Here is a 20,590-nt window from a genome sequence, read left to right on the forward strand (position 1 = left end):
GGCGCAAGAGCATGACAGATATCGATGGACGACACCAGCGCCCCACGGAATCTGTCGACATCGAAGATCCTCTCTGGTTTACTGACATCCCGGTCGGTATCCGCGCCGCCGCACGGCGTGACGTCGGACGTGATGGCCGGCGCTGTCTGCGGAGGTGTGTGCCATGACCCGTGGGTCCGAACCGGATCCGCTCCCGGCCGAGTCGCCCGGGCCCGAGCCGACCGTGTCCCGGCGCGGCGTGCTGCGGGGCACCGCGGCCGCCTCGGCCGGGGTCGCCGTCGGTGCGGTCGCCGCCCCCACCACCGACCTCGCCCCGACGCTCGCCAGCACGGCCACCGCCGCTCCCGTCCCCGAACTGGCCGGCGACCAGCTCGTCGACGTCCGGGTCACGATCAACGGCCGGGCCGAACAGCTGCGGATCGACCCGAGGGTGACCCTGCTGGACGCCCTCCGGGAACGCCTCGGCCTGACCGGCTCGAAGAAGGGTTGCGACCGGGGCCAGTGCGGTGCCTGCACGGTGCACGTCGACGGCCGCCGGGTGCTCTCCTGCCTGACCCTGGCCGTGACGACCACCGGTCGCCAGGTCACCACCATCGAGGGTCTGGCCGACGGGGACCGACTGCACCCGATGCAGCAGGCGTTCATCGAGTGCGACGCCTTCCAGTGCGGGTTCTGCACCGCCGGCCAGATCATGTCGGCGGTCGCCCTGGTCGAGGAGGGCCACACCGGCTCCGACGACGAGATCCGGGAGCAGATGTCCGGCAACATCTGCCGCTGCGGGGCGTACGAACACATCGTCGCCGCGGTCCGCACGGTCGCCGGGGACGGAGCCGGACGATGAGGGCGTTCGAGTACGGGACCGCGCAGAGCCTGCCGCAGGCCCTGGCGCAGGGCGGCGACGACACCGCCTACCTGGCCGGCGGCACCACCCTGGTCGACCTGATGAAACTCGAGGTGCTCACCCCCCGCCGGGTGGTGGACATCAACCGGCTGCCGCTGCGCGGGATCTGGGCCGACCGGGACGGACTGCACCTCGGCGCGCTGGAACGGATGAGCGACGCCGCCGCCCACCCGCTGCTCACCGACCACTATCCGCTGCTGGGCCGGGCCCTGCTCGGCGCCTCCCCACAGCTGCGCAACATGGCCACGCTCGGCGGCAACCTGATGCAGCGGACCCGCTGCGGCTACTACCGGGACACCGCCACACGGTGCAACCGGCGCGAACCCGGCTCCGGCTGCTCGGCAATCGAGGGCGAGAACCGGGGCCACGCGATCCTCGGCACCAGCGCCGCCTGTGTCGCCACCCACCCCAGCGACTTCGCGGTGCCGCTGGTCGCCCTCGACGCCCGGCTGCACCTCGCCGGCCGCGGCGGAACCCGACAGGTCCGGATCGCGGACTTCTACCGACTCCCCGGCGACACCCCGCACCTGGAGCACGACCTGCGGCCCGGTGAGCTGATCACCCGGATCACCGTGCCCCCACTGACCTGGGCACGCCGGTCGACGTACCTGAAGATCCGCAACCGGCAGTCGGTCGAGTTCGCGCTCGCCTCGGCCGCGGTGGCGCTGGACCTGCGCGGCGGGCTGGTCCGCGACGTACGCCTGGCGGTCGGCGGCGTCGGCACCCGACCGTGGCGGCTGCCCGTGGTGGAGGACGCGCTGCGCGGCCGTCCGCTGCGGACCGACGTCGCCGAGGCGGCCGCCGAACGGGCCGTCGACGGGGCCCGGCCCCTGGCACACAACGGCTACAAGACGACCCTGCTCCGGCGCACCATCGTGCGCGCCCTGATGAGCCTGGCGGGATGAGGATGCCCGACTCTGTGAACCGGACCGTCTCGGTCAACCGGGTGGACGGTCGACTCAAGGTCACCGGCGGCGCCCGGTACGCCGCCGACCAGCCGGTCGCCGCCGTGGCGCACGGCTATCTGGTGCTCAGCACGGTCGCCCGGGGCACGATCCGGTCGATGGACGTCTCGGCCGCCGAACGGGCCCCCGGCGTGCTCGCCGTCTTCACCCCGTTCCGGGCGCTGGAGCTGCGCGGCAGCGGTAACCCGTTCAGCGTCGGGCACAGCTGGCTACCGCTGCAAAACACCGAGGTGCACTACCACGGTCAGGCGATCGGCGTGGTGATCGCGGAGACCTTCGAGCAGGCCCGGGACGCCGCCGCGCTGGTCCGCACCGGCTACGACGTCCGTCCGCCGGCGGCCTCGCTGCCCGGCGGCATCCCGGACGCGACCGACCCCGGGCCGATCATGGGCGAGCCGGCGAAACTGGAGTTCCTCGCCGAGGGCGTCGAGTCGATCGACGCGGCGCTGGCGGCCAGCGAGGTGACCGTCACCGGGCGCTACACCCAACCGATGAAGCACCACACCGCGATGGAGCCGCACTCGGCGGTCGCGCAGTGGCAGGGTGACCAGCTCACCCTCTACTGCGGTACGCAGAGCGCGACCCTGACCGTCGGCACGATGGCGGCGGCCCTCGGCGTGGCACCGACCCAGGTCCGGGTGGTCAGCCCGCACGTCGGCGGCGGCTTCGGCAACAAGGTCGCCACCTGGGCACATCCGCTGCTCGCGGCGGCGGCCGCCCGGGTCCTGGGCCGGCCGGTGAAGATCGTGCTGAGCCGGGAACAGACGTTCACGATCACCGGGAACCGCTCCGCGGTCGACCAGACGGTGACCCTGGGCGCCCGCCGCGACGGCACCCTGGTTGCGATCAAGCACGGGGCGTACGCCACCCAGTCCGCCTCCGGCGGAATCTTCGAGTCCCCCGGACACACCACCTCCCGGTACCTCTACCGGTCCGAGAACATCCACCTCGACCAGCGGATCGTCACGCTCGACATCCCGCCGCCCACCGTGATGCGCGCCCCGGGCCAGGAGTCCGGCTCGTTCGGTCTGGAAACCGCGCTCGACGAGTTGGCGATCAAGCTGGGCGTCGACCCGGTCGAGCTCCGGCTGCGCAACAACGCGACCATCTTCCCCGGACGCAACGTGCCGTGGTCCAGCAAGCACCTGGACGAGTGCTACCGGGTCGGCGCGGAACGGTTCGGCTGGCACCGGCGGAACCCGGCCCCCCGGTCGACGGTGGACGGCGACTGGCTGGTCGGCACCGGCATGGCCAGCGCGAACTACCCGGGTGAGCGATTCGCGGCGTCGGCCCGGATCCGGGTCCGGGCCGACGGCACGGTCAGCGTCGACAGCGCCACCGCCGACCTGGGTACGGGGATGTGGACCGTGCTCGCCGTACTCGGTTCGGAGTCGCTCGGCCTGCCGATCGACCGGATCCGGCCGGACCTCGGCGAGTCCACCCTGGCGGCCAACGTGGGAGCGTTCGCCTCGGCGGCGACCGCGAGCACCGGCCCGGCGGTGGCGGCCGCCGCCGAGGCCGCGATCGCCGAGCTGATCCGGGTCGCGGTCACCCACCAGGACTCCCCGCTGTACGGCGTACCGACCGGCGACGTCGGATACGACCACGGGCAACTCGTCGCGCCCGGGCGCCGGATCGGCTTCGCGGCCCTGCTCGACGCCCTCGGCCTCGACGTGGTCGAGGCCACCGGCAACGCCGGCCCCGGCCCGGAGCACGGCCGGTACGCCTTCACCTCGTTCGGCGCACACTTCTGCGAGGTACGCGTCAACCGCTGGACCGGCGAGCCCCGGCTGAGCCGGATCACCACGGTGATCGACGCCGGCGCCATCATCAACCAGAAGACCGCGCGCAGTCAGATCGTCGGTGGGGTGATCTTCGGCATCGGTCAGGCCCTGCTGGAGGGCGCCCACCTCGAACCGGCGACCGGCCGGATCGCCAACCCCAACCTCGCCGACTACCTGCTGCCGGTCAACGCCGACGTACCACCGGTCGACGTCCACTTCCTCAACCACCCGGACACGCTGTTCAGTCCGCAGGGGGCGCGCGGGATCGGCGAGGTCGGCACGGTCGGGGTCGCCGCCGCGATCGGCAACGCCGTCCACCACGCCACCGGGCGCCGCATCCGCGACCTGCCGATCACCCTGGACAAGCTGCTGTAGTCGACCGCCTGCGGACGGGACCACCAGCCCACCGTCGACGCGTTACCGTTGAGTCACCCAAAGTTGTCTATGGGTACGTCGAACGGGGACCACCTGCGGATGGGACACACCGGGGAGGAACTCGGCGCCGACTGCGTCGACCTCTGGGAGGGCGGCTACTTCGAGCTCAAGCCGCTCGGTGCGCAGTTCGGGGAGGCCGCCGGCAGGCTCGCGCTGACCGAGGGCCACGAGGGCTGCTTCTGGCGCAGCAGCGAACTCGGTGGACCCTACGGTCCGGTCCGGCAGGTCTGGGCCGACTTCAGGGACGAGGTCCACGTGATCCTGCGGGAAACGGCGGAAAACCTCGACCTGACCGGTGACGCGCTGATCCTGGCCGCTAACGAGTACCTGGAGACCGACACGGTCGCGAAGCGGAAGTTCGAGGAGCTCAAGCCGGCGGTGATCGACGCGTACGTGCGGGGCGACGGGATGGAGCCAGGGAGGTGAGCTACGAGCAACTCGCGCAGCACGCGGCGGAGATCGAGCGGACCGCGATCGTGAAGTCGATGGAACGACGTGGCTTCACCCAGGACTCGCAGGGCGTCTGGCAGGCCGGTTCGGATGTCGAGAGAGCGCGGGTCGCCGGCGAACTGACCGTGTCCCGGTTCCAGGGTGTCTCCGACATGTTCACGCCGTTTCTGAACATGCCGGACCCCGCCAGGTTCGATCCCCTTCTCACACATCTGGGTGAGACCCTGAAGATCCTCTCGTCCGGCAACACCGAAGCCGACCCTGTTTACCGAGCGGGCGTGGCGGCGAACGATGACCTTCTTGGCATGAACACAGTCGGTAAGGCCCTACAGGACTGGCGTGGTTCCGCCGCCGCCGCTTTCCGGCAGAACTTCGTCGAGCCGTTTCCGGCAGTCACCACAAACCAGTTCGCTCTCGTGGCCACGCTACGGGGAGCTGTCGATGCGGAGCAGGCGATGTGGAGCAGGCGATGTGGAAGGCCGCCCGGGACAGCGTCGACGACATCGCCCACAAGGCGCAGGTGGCGTTGGACGCGGTGAACGACTGCAGCACAAAGGAGCAGACCGCGCTGCTGACCGTCGCCGCGTCGGCGTTCGCGATCTCGGCTGCGGTGGCGACGGCGGGCAGCGCGACGGCGATCTCGCTCACGGTGGTCGGCGCGACCGCGCAGGTCGCCGGCGCCGTCCCTCGGGAGGACCCGGAAAAGGTGCACTTCGACGGCAAGACTGCGGAAGAGATCGTCAATCAGGTGCAGGGGGCGTTGAACAGGCTCGTGGCTCAGTTGGATGCCAAGGAGCGGGAGATCGCGGACGCCATGTCCGAATCGACCGGCTACCTCGCCGCCAACCGGACGAAATTCGTTTCCGCTCGGCCGTCCCTCGCGGACGCCACGGCCGCGACCATCACCGGACCCACCGGTCTGGGTGAGGCGGTGTGAGGTGATCAACTTTGGGTGAACTCGCAGACCGGGTCCAGGCGATGCGGGTCCGGGCCTCCACACCTGACGGCATGATGACCGCGGAGCTGCGCAACGGCAGCGAGGTGGCCCTCTCCCTCGTACCCGGCTGGTACGACAACTGTCACGAGAGCGACCTGGAGCGGCAGCTCACCAGGCTGGGCAGCCTGCTCTGGGGGGCCAGGACACGCGAGTACTGGGCCACGGTCAGTAACACCACCGGCGAACATGTCGCTGGCGAGGACCGGCCGATCAGTCCCCGTGACGTCGAGTTCACGGAGGCCCGCGAGACGGTGGTTGCTCGGGGTCGTTCGACAGACGGGCACGTCACTCTCTCCGTCGAAGGCATGCGTCGGTGGACGGTGACGATCGCACCGGGCACGGTTCGAGGGCTGAGCGAGCGCGACTTCGTCAACGCGGTCCGCCAGGCGGCGAGCGGGTTGATCCAGGACCAGCTCGCACAGATCACGGCGCTCAAGTACCGGATCTACGGATGACGGGACGACCCAGCATGCCGGTGCGACGCGGAGTGTTGTGGATGAGTCTCGGCGTACTGGTGGTCGTCGTCGGACTCGTCCTGCTGGCACGCGGCGGAGACGACGGGCCGCCAGCGCCGACGTGCCGGATCGTCGGTCCACCCTCCCCGCCGTCCGCCGCATCCGACAGCGGCGGCCTGCGCATCGTCGAGCAGGGCTACAGCCGCCTCCTCGCGAATGCCACGACCGTCAGCATGGGCGTCGTTCTCGAGAACACCACCGACAGGGTCGCCTACCGCACCCGCGTGACCTTCGACGTCCTCGGCGAGTCGGGCGAGAGCCTCGTCTGGGAGAGGCACCGTCCCTGGCTCGTACAGGAGGTGCCGGTGATCCTGCCTGGAGCCAGGGTCTCCGTCGGAGATGCGGTGGCACTGAATGATCGGGCGCCACGACCGGCCGCCTCGGTCGCCCGGATCTCGATCACACCAGTCGTCACACAATGGCTCCCTGCGGGCGACGGGCACACCGGGCTCGCGCCGGTAACCGCGAAGCCCGTTCCCGGATCCAGTCAACGAGACGAACAGGGAACAGGTTCGGTGAGGTACATCTCGGAGTCCGCGAACTGCGCGGATCTTTTTTCCCGGGGCGCCTCACTCGTCTTCCGTGACGAGTCGGGCCGGATTGTCGGCGGCAACGTCGACAACCAGCGGCACCTTTCAGCCTGCGACGCCGGTACCGGCCACCAGGCTCTCGCGCACGCCGGCCTCGACACCATCCCCGCGTCGGCCGATCTTGACCGGACCGACGTGACCGTCTACTGCGACTTCTCCTATCCGGTCCGCACCGGAGAGTCCGGCGAGCCGATCAACCTCTGACGGGCTCTTCAACCACGAAGCGGCGACATCCGCAACCTAGGAATGGGAGGAAGGTGAGCTGTCGACGTACGCCGGGAGGGTCGGCGGTGACGCCGGCGGTGGCGGGCACGACCAGCCGGACCGCCCCGATCGCCGCGCCGACCGCGACCACCACGACGATCAGGAGGTACGACCAGCGGGCCAGCCGGCGGGTGACGGCGGAGGCGTGAGACACCCCGCGAGAGTAGGTCGTCTGTCAACATGGACCGGACGTGTCCGTCGCGCTTCGGGGGACGACTGGTGAACTGGGCTGAGATGCTCGCGTACTGCCTGGCCAAGCCCGGTGCCTGGCAGGACGAGCCGTGGGAGGGCGACGTTGTCGTCAAGGTCGGGCCGAAGGTCTTCGCGTTCCTCGGTCCGGAGGCGCGGTCCAGCGTCGGGGTCAAGTGCGGGCCGAATCGGGAGATGGCCGACGAGTGGCTGCGGCGTTACCCGGAGGACGCCTCGGTGATGGCCTACATCGGGCGGTCGGGCTGGAACACGTTGCGGATCGGGGCGGGCATTCCGGCCGACGAACTGCGGGAGGCGGTGGACTCCTCCTACGAGGCGGTGGTCAGCAAGCTGCCGAAACGGGACCGACCGACGGTCTGACCCCACGGACGTCGGGCCGGGCGGCGACGCGGGCGTCTCCCGGCCCGTCCGGGTCGTGCCGCTCGTACGGGTCAGCGGGACGCGGTCACCGGGACGAGTTCCTCGACGGCGGGCCGTGGCGTACGGCGGGCCGTCCGGCGGGCGGTGGGCACCGCCACCGCCGCCAGGACCGCGGCCAGGGAGAGCACGGCGAGTGTCGCGAACCCATGGGTGAATCCCGTCTCCCGGGGCAGCCCGTTCGGCAGCGGATGGGCGGTGATCACTCCGCTCATCACCGCCGCGCCGATCGCGCCGCCGATGGTACGGATGTTGGCGTTCATCCCGGTGGCGACGCCGGTCTGCCCGGCCGGGACGCTGCGGACGATCAGGTTGGTCATCGACGCGAAGGCCAGACCGATACCGAGTCCGAAGACGGCGGCGGCCACCCCGATCTGCCACCGTGTGTCGTGGGCGAACACGAGCATCGCGCCGGAGACGGTGCCGAGCGCCGCGCCGCTGATCAACTGGGCCCGGGCGGTGAACCGGGGCTCCAGCCGGCCGCCGACGATACCGGCGACGAACATGGCGACCAGCATCGGCAGCATCAGCAGACCGGCCTCGCTGATACTCGCCCCGAAGCCGTACCCGGCGCCGCTCGGCGTCTGCACGAACTGCGGCAGGAAGGCGTAGATGGCGAACATCGCGGCGCCGAAGAGCAGCGCGACGAGGTTCGTCGTCCAGACCGCGGGCAACCGCATCATCCGCAGGTCGATCAGCGGGTTGGCCGCCCGGTTCTCGGCGACGAGCCAGGCCACCGCCAGGACGACGGCCAGCAGCAGCAGGCCGAGGACCCGGCCCGACGACCAGCCCCAGGCCGGAGCCTTGCTGACCCCGAGCAGCAGCGCGACCAGCCAGCCGGAGAGTAGTACGCTGCCACCCCAGTTGATCCGGCCGGGGGCGCGTACCCGTGACTCGGGTACGAGCAGCGCGGCGGTGAGCGCCGTCGCCGCGACGACGATCATCGGGATCCAGAAGAGCCAGTGGTAGTCGAGGGCGGCGACGATCGGGCCGGCCATCACCACGCCGACCCCGCCGCCGGCGGCGATGATCGCCGACATCGCGCCGATGGCCGAGGACATCCGCGCGGCCGGGAACTCGTCGCGGATGATGCCGTAGGAGAGTGGGAAGACGGCGCCGCCGATGCCCTGGACAACCCGGGCGATGATCAGTACGCCGATGGTCGGCGCCAGTGCCGCCAGCAGGCAGCCGACCGCGAGTGCCGCCATGGCGACGACCAGCATCCGCTTCTTGCCGACCATGTCGCCGACCCGGCCGAGGATCGGCGTGAAGACCGCCGCGGAGAGCAGGTAGGCGGTCAGCACCCAGGTGACGGTGTTCTGTGAGGTGTGCAGGTTGTGCTGGATCGTCGGCAGCACCGGGCTGATCAGCGACTGCAGCATGGCGAAGAAGCCCGCGCCGGCCGCGAGGACGGCGAAGGTCAGCCTCGGTGAGGTGGATCGGAGGGTCCGGATCACGAGGGTGACTCCAGTTCCGTGGGTTGAGGGGTGGATCGGATGTGCCGGGTGGTCACTCGGTGGGCTGGCCCGTGGCCGCCGCCATCGGTGCCTGCGCGGCACCGGGGAAGTCGGCGGCGGCGCTGACCTCGGCCCACTGCCGGGCCTCCGCGGAGCGGATCTCCGCCGCGTCGAGGGCGGAGGTGACCGCGGCGGCGCCGAGCAGCAACCGCAGTGGCGGCTCGGCCAGGCGTACGGTGTCGACGATGATCCGGGCTCCCCGGACCGGGTCACCGGGCCAGGTGTGCACGGTGGACTCGCGGTAGCGGTTCATGGCGCCGACGGTTCCGTCGTACTCCGCGCCGACCTCGACGGACGGCATCGAGGCGCCGCCCCAGTCGGTCCGGAAGCCACCCGGCTCGATGATCGTGACCTTGATCCCGAACGGCTTGACCTCGCTGTTGAGCACCTCGGAGAAGCCCTCGACCGCCCATTTGGCGGTCTGGTAGGCGCTCAGTCCAGGGCTGCCGCCGACCCGTCCACCGATCGAGGAGAACTGGACGAAGTGCCCGGACCGCTGCCCGCGCAGCACCGGCAGGGCGGCCCTGGTGACGTTGACGACGCCGTAGAGGTTGGCGTCGATCTGGCCGCGGAACTCCTCCTCGGTCATCTCCTCGATGGGCCGGGAGATGGCGTACCCGGCGTTGTTCACCACGACGTCGAGGGCGCCAAACTCGTCGACCGCAAACCGGACGGCGGCCCGGGCGGCCTCGGCGTCGGTCACGTCCAGGGCGAAGGGACGGATGTGGTCGCCGTACTCCTGGACAAGATCGTCGAGTTGTTCGGGCCGTCGGGCGGTCGCCACCACCCGGTCGCCGTCGGCGAGTGCGGTGCGGGTGATCTCCCGGCCGAAGCCCCGCGAGCTTCCGGTGACGAGCCAGACCTTGGACATGGTCGGCTACCTCTGGTTTCTCTGGGTGGCCGCGCGCCGGTTGTCTGCCCCGGTGTCGGCTGCGGCGGATGTCCCCGTCTCACGGGGTAACGTAGGCGGAGGCAGCGCTCCGGTAATTTCCGGAGGGGTGCCTCCGCAAAACTACCGGAGGGTTGCCTCCGGCTGCAACCGACCCGAGGTGACATACGCCATGACCAGCGGCGACCCCACGCCGGAGCGCCTCGTCCGCCCAAAGCGGGCGGACGCGCGCCGGAACTACGAGGCACTGCTGGCCGCCGCCCAGGAGGTGTTTGCCGAGCAGGGCGCGTCCGGCTCCCTCGAGGAGGTGGCCCGCCGGGCCGGCGTGGGCATCGGCACCCTCTACCGGCACTTTCCGACCCGCCGCGACCTGTTCGAGTGCCTCTACGCCGGCGAGGTCGAGGCACTCGGCCGGACCGCCGCCGAACTCGCCGACCTGCCACCGTGGGAGGCACTGGCGGGCTGGCTGCAGCGATTCGTCCGGTACATGGCAACAAAGCGGGCAGTGCTGGAAGAACTGGTACATCAGTCAGAGTTCTTCGCCAGCTACCGGGGCATGATCTACACAGCCGGCGAGCCACTGCTGCGACGGGCACAGCAGGCCGGGGTGGCTCGGGCCGACGCGAGCTTCGACGACACGCTCCGGCTGATCAGCGGGATCACCGCGGTCCAGTACGTCGACGCCGAGCAACGGGACCGGGTCTTCGGGTTCGCACTCGACGCACTGCGCCCCCGGTCGGCCGAATCCGCAGCCGCCCGGCCCGACTGACCCCGGCTCTGCACAGCCCGCCCGCCGTCCGGCGGCCGACGGTCCCGGTCACCCGCGCCACGTCGCCGGCGCCGGACCGTCGTCAGGGCCGGACGGTCCTCACGGCCGGGCCGGCTACGGTACGACCGGCGCGGCCCCCGGGTCCGCGTCCGGCCGGGCGGATGGTTCGTGGTGGAAGGGAACGAGGTCATGCGTCTTCACGTGGGCTGCGCGATGTGGACACACAGGTCGTGGCAGGGCCGCCTGGTGGCACATCCGCTTCCTCCGCACGAGCGGCTGCGGGCCTACGCCGGCTGGTGCAACGCGGTCGAGGGAAACACCACGTTCTACGCGACCCCGACCCGGGACGCCGTAGCGTCGTGGGCCCGGCAGACCGATCCGGATTTCCGGTTCGTTGTCAAACTTCCGAAACCGATCACCCACGAGCGCCGTCTTGTGGACGCCGACGAGGAACTCCGGGTCTTCCTGGACGCGATCGCGCCACTCGGCCCTCGCGCCCATGCCCTCTGGGTCCAGTTGCCGGGATCGTTCACCCCCACCGACGTACCCGTCCTCGCCCGGTTCCTGCGCCGGCTTCCCGACACCCACCGGTACGCCGTGGAGGTCCGCCACCCCGCGTTCTTCGACGACTCCCGGGCGGCACGACTGCTCGAGGACACGCTTGCCGCCACCGCCACGGAATGGATCCCGTTCGACACCACCGGCTTCTTCCAGGATCCGCCGACGAGCGACGCCGAACGGGACGCGTGGACCAAGAAACCACGGATGCCACTGCGGACCCTCGCACTGACCGACCGGCCGATCGTCCGCTACCTCGGTCGGGACGACCCCGCCCGCACGGTAGAGGGCTGGCGGCACTGGGTCGACGTCACCGTCGGGTGGCTGCGGGAGGGTCGCTCCCCGACCGTGTTCATCCACACCCCGGACAACGCCGACGCCCCCACGCTCGCCCGACGCTTCCACGACGAGGTACGGGCGCGGCTGCCCGAACTCGACGCGCTACCCGAACCGGCACCGGTGGAGCCGCTGACGCTCTTTTGACCAGGGAGCCGACGAGCCCTCGTTTCGCCGGCACCCCTGCTCCCCGCCCTACCGCGCGCCGCCGTTGACGTACAGCGTCTGGCCGCTGACGTACGACGCGTCGTCGCTGGCCAGGAAAGCGACCACCGAGGCGATCTCCTCCGGTTGGCCGACCCGGCGCAGCGGGGTCTGCTCGGCGACCTGTCGCTGGCGCTCCTCCGGGCTGGCACCCACCCGCTCGGCGGTGGCCGCCGTCATCGCGGTGGCGATGTAACCGGGAGCGACCGCGTTGACGTTGATGTTGAACGGGCCGAGTTCGATGGCGAGGGTGGCGGTCAGGCCCTGCACGCCGGCCTTCGCCGCCGCGTAGTTGACCTGCCCCCGGTTACCCAGCGCGGAGCGGCTGCTCAGGTTCACGATCTTGCCGTAGCGGGCCGCCACCATGTGCCGCTGCGCCGCCTGACAGCAGTGGAACATGCTGGTCAGGTTGGTGGTCAGTACCGCGTCCCACTCGACGGCAGGCATCTTGAACAGCAGGTTGTCCCGGGTGATGCCGGCGTTGTTGACCAGGATGTCCAGCCGGCCGTACGCCTCGACCACCTGGTCGAACAGCGCGGCGACCGCCGGGCCGTCGGTGACGTCGCACGCGAAGCCCCGGGCCCCGCCCCCGGCGGCGGTCACCTCGGCAGCGGAGCTGATCCCGTCGGCCGTCGCCCCGGCCCGGTCGGCGTCCAGGTCGACCACGGCCACGGTGGCGCCCTCGGCGGCGAGCCGGCGGGCGGTGGCCGCACCGATCCCCTGACCGGCCCCGGTGACCACGGCGACCCGATCGACAAATCTGCGCACGTCCGACTCCTCGCTCGCTGCTGTCCCGGCCACCCTTGCGGCCCGTTGTCCCGGCCACGCCGGCCGCCTGCCGTCCCGGCGCCCGTGACCCGCCCTTCCGGCGGATCGTCCTGGCCGGCTCCGGATCACGATGGTGCTGGAAGTTCTATCACGTCGGTCCCGGGCGGCGTCCGGTGCCGACCGGCGCGGTCAGCGCGGGACCGGTCACCCGACATTCGGCAGTGGCCGGCCGTGGGCCTCGCCGAGCTGGGACCGGAAACCACCCGACAGTCACTGCCATCGATTCGATTGCTGACTCAGCGTCATGGAGGGCTTTGCGGAGAGCTGTTATCGTGCAACCGTGACCAAGACCATCGTGGCCCGGATCATGGTCATCGACGTCCTCGTCAGACGGGTACCGCGTAACTGACCGATGAGACACGCGCTGATCATCGCGACCGGGACCTACCGCCCTCCACTGCGGGATCTCCCGGGTGCGATCGCGGACGCGGACGCACTCGCCGAGGTGCTCGGGGACGACAGGATCGGCGGATTCGCCGTGGAGGTCCGCAAGGACGGTAGGGCGCACGAGCTACGGGCGGCCATCGCGCAACTCTTCGCCCACCGCACCCGGGACGACGTGCTGCTCCTGCACTTCTCCGGCCACGGACTCAAGGACGACGACGGTGAGCTCTACCTCGCCGCGACGGACACGAACCCGGACCCGGAATGGCTGCGGGCCACCGCCCTGCCGGCAGCCGATGTCCGGCACGCGATGGCGACGACCGGTGCCGGATGTGTCATCGTGCTCGTCGACTGCTGCTACAGCGGGGCGTTCCCCCGCGACGGCAGCCGTGGCGGGGACCCCGTCGAGATCGCCGACAAGCTGGTCGACAAGGGAGCCGCCGCCCCCGGCCGGGGTCGGGTCGTCCTCACCGCGTCGACGTCCCTGGCGGCCGCCTTCGAGCGGAACGGGCACGGCGTCTTCACCCAGGCGGTCGTCCAGGGGCTCCGGTCCGGCGACGCCGCCCGCGACGGTGACGAGTACGTCTACACCGAGGACCTGTGGCACCACGTGTGTCGGGTCCTCGACCAGCAGCCTCGGCACCAGCAACCCACCTACTGGACACACATCGAGCGGCGGGTCTGGATCGCCCGCAACCCCCACCCCCGCCGCCCGACGTATCCGGCAGCCGCGCCGGACGTACCGGACCGGGAGCCGGTGACGTCCACGGACCCGCCGGCCACCCCGGGGCCGGCACCCGGGTGGCCGACCCGGCTGCGGCCGGTCAAGGGCAGCGCAGTCGGCCGGCTCCGCCTGCTCGGCCTCCGCACGATGGACGCGATACCCGCACCGCTGCCCCGGGGCACCGCCGCCGGCATCCTCACCCTGCTCGCCCTCCTGCTCGGTCTGGGCGCGGGCGCCGACGCCGCCGCCCCCGGGTTCGTCCGCTGCGTCCAGCCCGCCGAACTCCGGGTCGCCACCTCCGCCGCCGGCTACCTGCCGTACCGGGAGGTAGCCGACGCGTACGAACTGTGGACGGCGGCCCGGCACGACGGCTGTCCGTCGGCCCGGCTCTACCTCTACCCCGCCGCCGCCGAGCGGGTACGCACCGGGCTCCGGCTCGGCTGGGCCGAGGACGACCACCAGAATCTGCACCACCTCCGGGACGTCGGTCCCCAGCCGGACATCTGGCTGCCGGAGTCACCGAGCGACCTGGACGACCTGCAACTCGGCGCCGGCAGCCCGACGCTCGGCGAACCGGCCCGGATCGCCTGGTCACCGCTGGTACTGGGGGTACCGCAGGGGCGGGTGGAGCCGACCCGCGACGCCGCGCACCGCAGCATGGAACTCAGCTGGCGGGAACTGTTCGCCAAGGCCACCCGTCCGGACGGCGCCGGCTGGGGTGTCGTACGCGCGGATCCACGGTCCTCGACCACCGCGCTGGTCGCCACCTCCGCCCTGTACGAGGAACGCACCGGCGGCATACCGGCGTTCCAGGCCCGGCAGGAGATCGAACAGAGGCTGGACCGGTCACTCGACGCCGGCCGGTACCCGATCAGCGACGACCTCGCCCTGCTCTGCCGGCACCGGGCGCTCACCACCGCACCGGCCGGCCCGGCGGCACCCGCGGTGATCCTCTCCGAGCAGGCGCTCATCCGGTTCAACCAGGGACGTTCGCTCGGTGGCGGCTGCGGAGCCGGACAGCCGCCGGCGGAGCGGAACCGGATGCTGGCCTTCTACCCCTCCGACTCCCCGCTGGTCGTCCAGACGGTCGTCCGGCTGCACTGGCCGAACCCGGCCCAGGGTGACCGGGTACGGGCGGCCGCCGACCACTTCGTCCGCTGGCTCAGCACCGCGCCGGAGGGCAAGCGGGCACTGCTGACGGCCGGGCTGCGTCCGGCCGGCTACGACATCGGCGCCCCGGTGACCCCGGCGAACGGGGCGCTGACCGAGTGGCCGTTCGGGCTGCCCCGGGACATCGCGGGCACCCCACGGTCCGAGCAGGACGCGGCCCGGGCACGCTTCGCCGAGGCGCACCGGCCGGGCCGGGTGCTGGTCGCGCTGGACGCCTCGGGGTCGATGCGGGAACCGACCGGCTCCACCGGCCGGAGCCGCTTCGAGGTCGCCCTGCGGGGCCTCGAACGCTCGTTGGCCCGGATGGGCGAGCGGGACGAGTTCGGGCTGCTGAGTTTCTCCACGACGAGTGGGGACGACCGGGTGCTGGTGCCGGTCGGCCGGTACACGTCGCAGCGGGCCGCCCAGGTCCGCGACACCGCACGCCGGATCCGCCCGGCTGGCGACACCCCGCTCTACCAGGCGCTCCGTCGGGGCGCCGGACTGCTGCGGGCCGGCGACGACGAACCGCTGCGAGGGCTCGTGGTGCTGACCGACGGTGAGGACACCAGCGGCAGGCCGGCACCGACCGCCACCGACCTGGCCGGCGTACGGGTCTACTTCCTCGCCCTCGGCGATGTCGCCTGCGCCGGATCGGCGCTGGACCGGCTCGCCGACGGCACCGGCGGCGCCTGCCTCGACACCACCGCCGACACCGTCGACGACCGCCTCAACCAGGTCTTCGAGAGCCTGTGGAAGGGAGCGCGCTGATGGCGCCGACCGGACCGCCGACAGCGCCACCCCGGGGTGGCCGGCTGAGCCGGGCGGGACTGCTCCGGCGGCCGTGGCTGATGTTCGCGCTCGGCGCGCTCGCCGGTGCGCTGGTCGCCTCAACACTCTCCGTCACGCTGACGCGGCAGGGTTCGGAGCCGGAACTGGAGCCGGGTGAGCTGCGGATCCTGAGCGGCAGTGACGACAGCGTCGGTCGGCAGCGCGAGGCGCTGATCGAGGTGTGGAACGCCGCCCATCCGAGGAACCCGGCCCGGATCGTGCCGCTCAACGAACGCTCGGACGCCCAGCACGCCGAGATGGTGAACCGCGCGCAGAACGACCACGAGATCGACATCTTCAACCTCGACGTGACCTGGACCGCCGAGTTCGCCAGCGAGCGGTGGCTGCGGCCGATCGACGAGTCCCTGCTGTCGGAGGAACCGGACGGGGTCTTCCTGGCCAATCCGCTCGCCACCTGCCGGTACGACGGTCGGCTCTGGGCGTTGCCGTTCAACACCGACGCCGGGTTGCTGTTCTACCGAACCGACCTGGGGCTGCAACCACCGTTCGACTGGCAGAAGATCACCACGGAGGCCAACCGGGTCCTCACCGAACGTCCGTCCGGGTCGTCGCTCCAGGCCGGCTACACCGGACAGTTCGCCGACTACGAGGGGCTGGTGGTCAACGCGTTGGAGGCGCTCTGGTCCGCCGGTGGCACGATCGGTGTCGACGACGAGGGCACGGTTTCGGTTGATCCGCGGCTGTGGGCGGAGGCGTTGCGCCGGTTGACCCCCGGCGGTCGGACCGGGGACGGGGCGCCACTGGTGCATCCGGAGGCGCGAGAGCACGACGAGACCCGCAGCCGGGAGGTCTTCCGCTCCGGCCGGGTCATGTTCATGCGCAACTGGCCGGTCCAGTACCGGAGCCTCATCGCCGACGACACGGCCCCCGCCTCGCCCACGGCGACGCCGTCCGGGCCGGCCCTGGAGTTCGACGTCGCCGCGTTGCCCGGGCCCAGCGTCCTCGGCGGGCAGAACCTGGCGATCGCGCGGCAGACCGGTCAGCCGCGCGCCGCGCAGGCACTGATCGGATTCCTCACCGGGGAGGAGAGTCAACGGCGGCTCTTCCAGCGGGGTGGCTTCGCCGCCACCCGGGCCACCGTCTACCAGGACGCGACGGTACGCCAGGAGTACCCGTACGCGGCTCTGCTGCGCGCCGAGATCGACCGGGCACGCCGCCGGCCGGAGTCGCCGCACTATCCGACGTTCAGCCTGGTCCTGCGGCGGTACGTCATCGCGGTGCTCAATGGTGGGGACATGCCGGCCGACCTCGCCCAGCGGCTGACCGACGCGCTGGCCGGGAAGCTGCCGCGCCCGGCGGCCACACCCTCGGCCGGCGGCTGACCCGCCAGCGCCCCGATGCCCACCGCCCCGCCAGTGGGCTGTCAGGCGGTCAATGTCTCCACGAGCTCGTCGGCGACCTCGTCGGTCAGCGGTGCGTGACCGAGGAGGAGGCGGTACCAGAAGAGCCCGTACACCTGGTCGACCATCAGGTCGAGGTCACGGTCGGCGGCCACCTCGCCCCGCGACCGGCCACGCTCCAGCACCGTCCGCAACACGCCGCGTCGTGCCTCGGTGAACTCTCGGACCAACCCGGCGGTGGACGGGTCCCGGGCCGCCTCGGTGGCGAGGGCACGCAGCAGGGCCGACGTCGACGGCTCCCGCCCGCGCCGGAACGTCGAGCGGAGGAAGTCCCGCAGATCCTCCCGCAGCGAGCCGGTGTCCGGCACCGGCACCAGGGCCTCGCTCCAGCCGGTGAGCGCCTCCAGCAGTACGCCGCCCTTGGACGGCCACCAGCGGTAGATCGTCTGCTTGCCGACGCCGGCCTCCCGGGCGATGACATCGACCGTCAACGGCCCGCGGTTGGCGCTGGTGAGCAGGCGCAACGCCGCGTCGAGAATGGCCTGCCGGGCCTCCTCGTTGCGGCGTCGGCCGGTGTGGACCCGGCGTGGCGGATCTGGCGGTGCGGTGGTGGGCATGGTCACAGCATACCCGCTTGTCGAAACTGACCGTCTCGGCAAAGCTTGTCGAGACAGGCAGTCTCGACAGGGGATGGATCATGGAACACGTAGTGGTGATGGGCGGCAGTTCCGGAATCGGCGAGGCGACCGCTTCACTGTTCGGGGACCGGGGTGCCCGGGTCACCGTCGTCGGGCGGGACCGAAAGAAGCTGGCGCAGGTGGCGGACCGGATCACCGGAGAGGTCACCACCCGGGCCGTGGACGCGTCCGTACCCGACGAGGTAACGGCCTTCTTCGCGGAGGTGGCCGAGATCGACCATCTGGTCGTGGCGCTCAGCGGCGCGGCCGGCGGCGGCCCGTTCGCCTCGCTCGACCTGGCCGAGCTCCAGCTCGGATTCGAGGGCAAGTTCTGGCCGCACCTGCGGATCCTCCAGGCGGCACTGCCGAAACTCCGGCGTACCGGCTCGGTCGTGCTCGTCACGGCGGCGTCGGCCCGGGCCGCACTGCCCGGAACGGCCGGCCTCGCCGCGATCAACGGTGCCCTGGAAGCGGTCGTCGGCCCGCTGGCCACCGAACTCGCGCCGCTGCGGATCAACGCCGTCTCCCCCGGCGTCATCGACACCCCGTGGTGGGACCGGGTGCCGGCGGAACAGCGTACGGCGGTGTTCGAGGGGATCGCCCGGACGATACCGGCCGGGCGGGTCGGGCGGCCCGAACACGTCGCCGAGGCAATCCACCTCCTCGCCACCAACCCGTACGTGACCGGGACGGTCCTGGAGGTGGCCGGCGGGGCACACCTGGCCACCGGCCGGTAACGGACGTAGGCCGGCTGGCCGGGCGACGCGGGGTCCGGGACACGCGGCCGGATCGGGGAGAATACCCGGATGTCGCTGACTGCGTCCCAGCCCCGTCGTGCCGTTGTCATCGGCGGCAGCCTCGCCGGTCTCTGCGTCGCCCGGGCCCTCGCCGACCATGTGGACGAAGTGACGGTGGTCGAGCGGGACCGGTTCCCGGACGAGCCGCGGGTACGCGCCGGCGTACCCCAGGCACACCACCTGCACGTACTCGTCACCGCCGGGCAGCGGGCGCTCGACCGGCTGTTTCCCGGGCTGGTCGCCGAACTGCACGAGCACGGAGCGGTCCGGGCGTCCACCCCCACCGATGTCCTCTACCTGAGCACCACCGGCTGGCGGGACCGGTTTCCCGCCACCCACGAACTGGTCGGGGCGAGCGGCGAACTGATCGACTGGGTGGTCCGGCGTCGCCTGCTCGCCGATCCCCGGATCCGGTTCCTGGCCGGGCACGAGGCGGTCGGGCTGCTCTCCGACAAGGAGGCGACGGCCGTCACCGGGGTGGCACTGCGGCCGCGCGGCGGTGTCGACGGTGTCGACCGGCTCGACGCCGACCTGGTGGTCGACGCCAGCGGTCGCGGCTCCCGTACCCCGGACTGGTTGGCGGGGTTGGGTTACGGGCGTCCCGACGAGATCCAGGTGGACTCCGGACTCGGGTACGCGAGCCGGCGCTACACGCTGCCGCCGGGGGTCGGCGACGACTGGAAGAACATCCTGCTCATGCCGAAGCCACCAGAGAACCCACGCGGGGCGGTACTGTTCCCGATCGAGAACAACCGCTGGGTGCTCACCCTCGGCGGCATGGGTGACGACGTACCGCCCACCGACGAGGCCGGCTTCCTCGAGTTCGTCCGCGGCCTGCGAAGTTCCATCGTGTACGAGGTGATCAGGGACGCGAAGCCGGACGGGCCGATCCACGGATTCCGGCGTACCGCCAACCACCGTCGACGCTACGAGACGATGCCGCGCTGGCCGGACGGATTCCTGGTGGTGGGGGACGCCGCCTGCGCGTTCAACCCGATCTACGGACACGGCATGACGGTCGCCGCGCAAACCGGGCTCGTCCTCGGCGAACACCTGCGGGCCCACCGGGGTGTCCTCGGTCGGGCCGCGCAGGCGGCGGTCAGCCGGTGCAGCACCACCGCCTGGGACGTCGCCACCGGCGCCGACCTGCGCTATCCGACGACCGTCGGAAACCTCGAACGCCGCCGGGGCAGCCGACTGTCCCGCTGGTACCTGGACCGGACGTCGCGGGTCGCCGACCGGGACCCGTACGTGGCGAGGGCCTTCACCGACGTGCTGCACCTGGTCGAGCCGCCGACCACCCTGTTCCGGCCCGGTGTCGTCGCCCGAGTGCTGCGGGGACCCACCCGCCCGCCGCTCACCACTCCCCCACTGACGCGGGTACCTCCGCCCGCCGGGTAGGACGGCGGACCCGAGCAGACCAGTGGCGCCGGCGTTGGCCTGCCGTCGTGGCCAGGATCCAGCAGATCTGACCCGGGGTACGGGACGACCGACGGGCCGCCGACTTCTGGCGAAGGGCGCTGGGGTACGTCCGCCGACCACCCCGGTACGACGGCGACGAGTGGATCGTCCTCGATCCGCCCGCCGGGGTCGCCGACATCCCGCTCGCCCTGGACCTCAGCGAGAGTCCGCCCCGGAAGTACCCCCGGATCCACCTCGACCTGGAGGCACACACCGGGAAGCTGGACGAGGAGGTCGACCGGCTCCTCGCGCTGGGCGCCCAGCGGGTCGACTGGCCGCATTACCCGACCGACGACGACCCGGAGCCGCCCGGGGTACGAGCGCGGTACGTCGTACTGGCCGATCCGGAGGACAACGTCTTCTGCGTGGCGGAACGGCAGTCAGCACCGCCGGGCTGACCCGTCTGAACGCTAGTGTTCTGTCTCAGTTTTGAGTAGTCGCTTGTTGGAGGGCTACTCGTCCACGTCGGACCTTGGCCAGGATCGATTCGGCGGTGGCGGTCCACACGAACGGCTTCGGGTCGTCGTTGTGCACGCGCAGGTACTCCTCGATCGCGGTGACGAGGTCATCCACGCTG

20 protein-coding genes and 2 pseudogenes are annotated in these 20,590 nt (G+C 71.5%); 16 read left to right on the forward strand and 6 right to left on the reverse strand.

All coding sequences use genetic code 11. The annotated features are described in order from the left end of the window. Positions 1-355 precede the first annotated feature (355 nt). The 8 genes from ABGB05_RS08400 to ABGB05_RS08435 all read left to right on the forward strand — a co-directional run bounded on the left by ABGB05_RS08400 (position 356) and on the right by ABGB05_RS08435 (position 6,841). Positions 356-841 carry a (2Fe-2S)-binding protein gene (locus ABGB05_RS08400; RefSeq protein ID WP_347652649.1) on the forward strand — a complete coding sequence of 162 codons (486 nt, stop codon included), beginning with the start codon at positions 356-358 and terminating at the stop codon, positions 839-841. Continuing rightward, positions 838-1,806: a xanthine dehydrogenase family protein subunit M gene (locus ABGB05_RS08405; RefSeq protein ID WP_347652625.1), complete on the forward strand. Its 969-nt coding sequence runs from the start codon at positions 838-840 to the stop codon at positions 1,804-1,806. Before ABGB05_RS08400 ends, ABGB05_RS08405 begins: the two co-directional genes overlap by 4 nt. Before the next feature lie 2 nt (positions 1,807-1,808). Next, positions 1,809-4,025, forward strand: a complete 2,217-nt coding sequence (locus ABGB05_RS08410) for a xanthine dehydrogenase family protein molybdopterin-binding subunit (RefSeq protein ID WP_347652626.1) — start codon at positions 1,809-1,811, stop codon at positions 4,023-4,025. Positions 4,026-4,094: 69 nt separating this feature from the next. Then, the gene (locus ABGB05_RS08415; RefSeq protein ID WP_347652627.1) at positions 4,095-4,511 is read left to right on the forward strand and encodes a hypothetical protein; all 417 of its coding nucleotides are present in this window, start codon (positions 4,095-4,097) and stop codon (positions 4,509-4,511) included. After that, on the forward strand, positions 4,508-5,074 hold the full coding sequence (locus ABGB05_RS08420) for a hypothetical protein (RefSeq protein ID WP_347652628.1): 567 nt from the start codon (positions 4,508-4,510) through the stop codon (positions 5,072-5,074). Before ABGB05_RS08415 ends, ABGB05_RS08420 begins: the two co-directional genes overlap by 4 nt. Beyond that, positions 5,005-5,472 (forward strand): hypothetical protein, encoded by a 468-nt coding sequence (locus ABGB05_RS08425; RefSeq protein ID WP_347652629.1) that lies wholly within the window; start codon positions 5,005-5,007, stop codon positions 5,470-5,472. The genes ABGB05_RS08420 and ABGB05_RS08425 overlap by 70 nt, the downstream gene beginning before the upstream one ends. Before the next feature lie 11 nt (positions 5,473-5,483). Further along, on the forward strand, positions 5,484-5,987 hold the full coding sequence (locus ABGB05_RS08430; protein ID WP_347652630.1) for a hypothetical protein: 504 nt from the start codon (positions 5,484-5,486) through the stop codon (positions 5,985-5,987). Next, positions 5,984-6,841, forward strand: a complete 858-nt coding sequence (locus tag ABGB05_RS08435) for a hypothetical protein (protein WP_347652631.1) — start codon at positions 5,984-5,986, stop codon at positions 6,839-6,841. The genes ABGB05_RS08430 and ABGB05_RS08435 overlap by 4 nt, the downstream gene beginning before the upstream one ends. Here ABGB05_RS08435 and ABGB05_RS08440 read toward each other — a convergent pair. Then, entirely contained in the window at positions 6,831-7,055 is a 225-nt protein-coding gene (locus tag ABGB05_RS08440; protein ID WP_347652632.1) for a hypothetical protein, read from the reverse strand. The two genes, ABGB05_RS08435 and ABGB05_RS08440, sit on opposite strands and share 11 nt — an antisense overlap. A gap of 65 nt (positions 7,056-7,120) precedes the next feature. Here ABGB05_RS08440 and ABGB05_RS08445 point away from each other — a divergent pair, with 65 nt between their 5' ends. Further along, positions 7,121-7,471: an MmcQ/YjbR family DNA-binding protein gene (locus ABGB05_RS08445; RefSeq protein WP_347652633.1), complete on the forward strand. Its 351-nt coding sequence runs from the start codon at positions 7,121-7,123 to the stop codon at positions 7,469-7,471. 71 nt (positions 7,472-7,542) lie between these two features. On the opposite strand, the gene ABGB05_RS08450 is transcribed toward ABGB05_RS08445, so the two are convergent. Next, positions 7,543-8,985, reverse strand: coding sequence for an MFS transporter (locus tag ABGB05_RS08450; protein WP_347652634.1), 1,443 nt, complete (start codon positions 8,983-8,985; stop codon positions 7,543-7,545). A 52-nt stretch (positions 8,986-9,037) separates the two neighbouring features. Beyond that, positions 9,038-9,916: an SDR family NAD(P)-dependent oxidoreductase gene (locus tag ABGB05_RS08455; RefSeq protein ID WP_347652635.1), complete on the reverse strand. Its 879-nt coding sequence runs from the start codon at positions 9,914-9,916 to the stop codon at positions 9,038-9,040. Between the two features lie 190 nt (positions 9,917-10,106). Here ABGB05_RS08455 and ABGB05_RS08460 point away from each other — a divergent pair, with 190 nt between their 5' ends. Beyond that, the gene (locus ABGB05_RS08460; RefSeq protein ID WP_347652636.1) at positions 10,107-10,703 is read left to right on the forward strand and encodes a helix-turn-helix domain-containing protein; all 597 of its coding nucleotides are present in this window, start codon (positions 10,107-10,109) and stop codon (positions 10,701-10,703) included. Positions 10,704-10,916: 213 nt separating this feature from the next. Further along, positions 10,917-11,744, forward strand: a complete 828-nt coding sequence (locus ABGB05_RS08465) for a DUF72 domain-containing protein (RefSeq protein ID WP_347652650.1) — start codon at positions 10,917-10,919, stop codon at positions 11,742-11,744. 48 nt (positions 11,745-11,792) lie between these two features. Here ABGB05_RS08465 and fabG read toward each other — a convergent pair whose 3' ends face one another. After that, positions 11,793-12,569, reverse strand: coding sequence for a 3-oxoacyl-ACP reductase FabG (fabG, locus tag ABGB05_RS08470; protein ID WP_347652637.1), 777 nt, complete (start codon positions 12,567-12,569; stop codon positions 11,793-11,795). A 412-nt stretch (positions 12,570-12,981) separates the two neighbouring features. Between fabG and ABGB05_RS08475 the strand changes: the two genes are divergently transcribed. Together ABGB05_RS08475 and ABGB05_RS08480 are read left to right on the forward strand one after the other, a co-directional pair. Next, the gene (locus ABGB05_RS08475) at positions 12,982-15,657 is read left to right on the forward strand and encodes a caspase family protein (RefSeq protein ID WP_347652638.1); all 2,676 of its coding nucleotides are present in this window, start codon (positions 12,982-12,984) and stop codon (positions 15,655-15,657) included. Beyond that, complete coding sequence (locus ABGB05_RS08480) at positions 15,657-17,060, forward strand: extracellular solute-binding protein (protein ID WP_347652639.1); 1,404 nt, start codon at positions 15,657-15,659, stop codon at positions 17,058-17,060. Before ABGB05_RS08475 ends, ABGB05_RS08480 begins: the two co-directional genes overlap by 1 nt. Before the next feature lie 41 nt (positions 17,061-17,101). Here the strand turns inward: ABGB05_RS08480 and ABGB05_RS08485 are convergent, their stop codons facing one another. Continuing rightward, the gene (locus ABGB05_RS08485) at positions 17,102-17,695 is read right to left on the reverse strand and encodes a TetR/AcrR family transcriptional regulator (RefSeq protein ID WP_347652640.1); all 594 of its coding nucleotides are present in this window, start codon (positions 17,693-17,695) and stop codon (positions 17,102-17,104) included. Between the two features lie 80 nt (positions 17,696-17,775). On the opposite strand from ABGB05_RS08485, the gene ABGB05_RS08490 reads away from it, so the two are divergent. The 3 genes and pseudogenes from ABGB05_RS08490 to ABGB05_RS08500 all read left to right on the forward strand — a co-directional run. Further along, the gene (locus ABGB05_RS08490; RefSeq protein ID WP_347652641.1) at positions 17,776-18,492 is read left to right on the forward strand and encodes an SDR family oxidoreductase; all 717 of its coding nucleotides are present in this window, start codon (positions 17,776-17,778) and stop codon (positions 18,490-18,492) included. A 69-nt stretch (positions 18,493-18,561) separates the two neighbouring features. Then, the gene (locus ABGB05_RS08495; protein WP_347652642.1) at positions 18,562-19,953 is read left to right on the forward strand and encodes an FAD-dependent monooxygenase; all 1,392 of its coding nucleotides are present in this window, start codon (positions 18,562-18,564) and stop codon (positions 19,951-19,953) included. A gap of 92 nt (positions 19,954-20,045) precedes the next feature. Beyond that, positions 20,046-20,411: pseudogene (locus ABGB05_RS08500) on the forward strand (VOC family protein); the annotation flags it as partial. Between the two features lie 25 nt (positions 20,412-20,436). On the opposite strand, the pseudogene ABGB05_RS08505 reads toward ABGB05_RS08500, so the two are convergent. After that, positions 20,437-20,590, reverse strand: a pseudogene (locus ABGB05_RS08505) (IS630 family transposase); the annotation flags it as partial.

It is taken from the genome of Plantactinospora sp. B5E13, from assembly GCF_039871775.1.
Lineage (GTDB): Bacteria > Actinomycetota > Actinomycetes > Mycobacteriales > Micromonosporaceae > Plantactinospora.

What these genes read in the sequence shown, in the direction of transcription:
- ABGB05_RS08480 (WP_347652639.1), top strand. Translation starts at nt 15,657, where the DNA reads ATGGCGCCGACCGGACCGCCGACAGCGCCACCCCGGGGTGGCCGGCTG.
- ABGB05_RS08465 (WP_347652650.1), top strand. Translation starts at nt 10,917, where the DNA reads ATGTGGACACACAGGTCGTGGCAGGGCCGCCTGGTGGCACATCCGCTT.
- ABGB05_RS08485 (WP_347652640.1), bottom strand. Translation starts at nt 17,695, where the DNA reads ATGCCCACCACCGCACCGCCAGATCCGCCACGCCGGGTCCACACCGGC.
- ABGB05_RS08475 (WP_347652638.1), top strand. Translation starts at nt 12,982, where the DNA reads ATGAGACACGCGCTGATCATCGCGACCGGGACCTACCGCCCTCCACTG.
- ABGB05_RS08490 (WP_347652641.1), top strand. Translation starts at nt 17,776, where the DNA reads ATGGAACACGTAGTGGTGATGGGCGGCAGTTCCGGAATCGGCGAGGCG.
- ABGB05_RS08405 (WP_347652625.1), top strand. Translation starts at nt 838, where the DNA reads ATGAGGGCGTTCGAGTACGGGACCGCGCAGAGCCTGCCGCAGGCCCTG.
- ABGB05_RS08435 (WP_347652631.1), top strand. Translation starts at nt 5,984, where the DNA reads ATGACGGGACGACCCAGCATGCCGGTGCGACGCGGAGTGTTGTGGATG.
- ABGB05_RS08425 (WP_347652629.1), top strand. Translation starts at nt 5,005, where the DNA reads ATGTGGAAGGCCGCCCGGGACAGCGTCGACGACATCGCCCACAAGGCG.
- ABGB05_RS08495 (WP_347652642.1), top strand. Translation starts at nt 18,562, where the DNA reads ATGTCGCTGACTGCGTCCCAGCCCCGTCGTGCCGTTGTCATCGGCGGC.
- ABGB05_RS08460 (WP_347652636.1), top strand. Translation starts at nt 10,107, where the DNA reads ATGACCAGCGGCGACCCCACGCCGGAGCGCCTCGTCCGCCCAAAGCGG.
- ABGB05_RS08455 (WP_347652635.1), bottom strand. Translation starts at nt 9,916, where the DNA reads ATGTCCAAGGTCTGGCTCGTCACCGGAAGCTCGCGGGGCTTCGGCCGG.
- ABGB05_RS08410 (WP_347652626.1), top strand. Translation starts at nt 1,809, where the DNA reads ATGCCCGACTCTGTGAACCGGACCGTCTCGGTCAACCGGGTGGACGGT.
- ABGB05_RS08415 (WP_347652627.1), top strand. Translation starts at nt 4,095, where the DNA reads ATGGGTACGTCGAACGGGGACCACCTGCGGATGGGACACACCGGGGAG.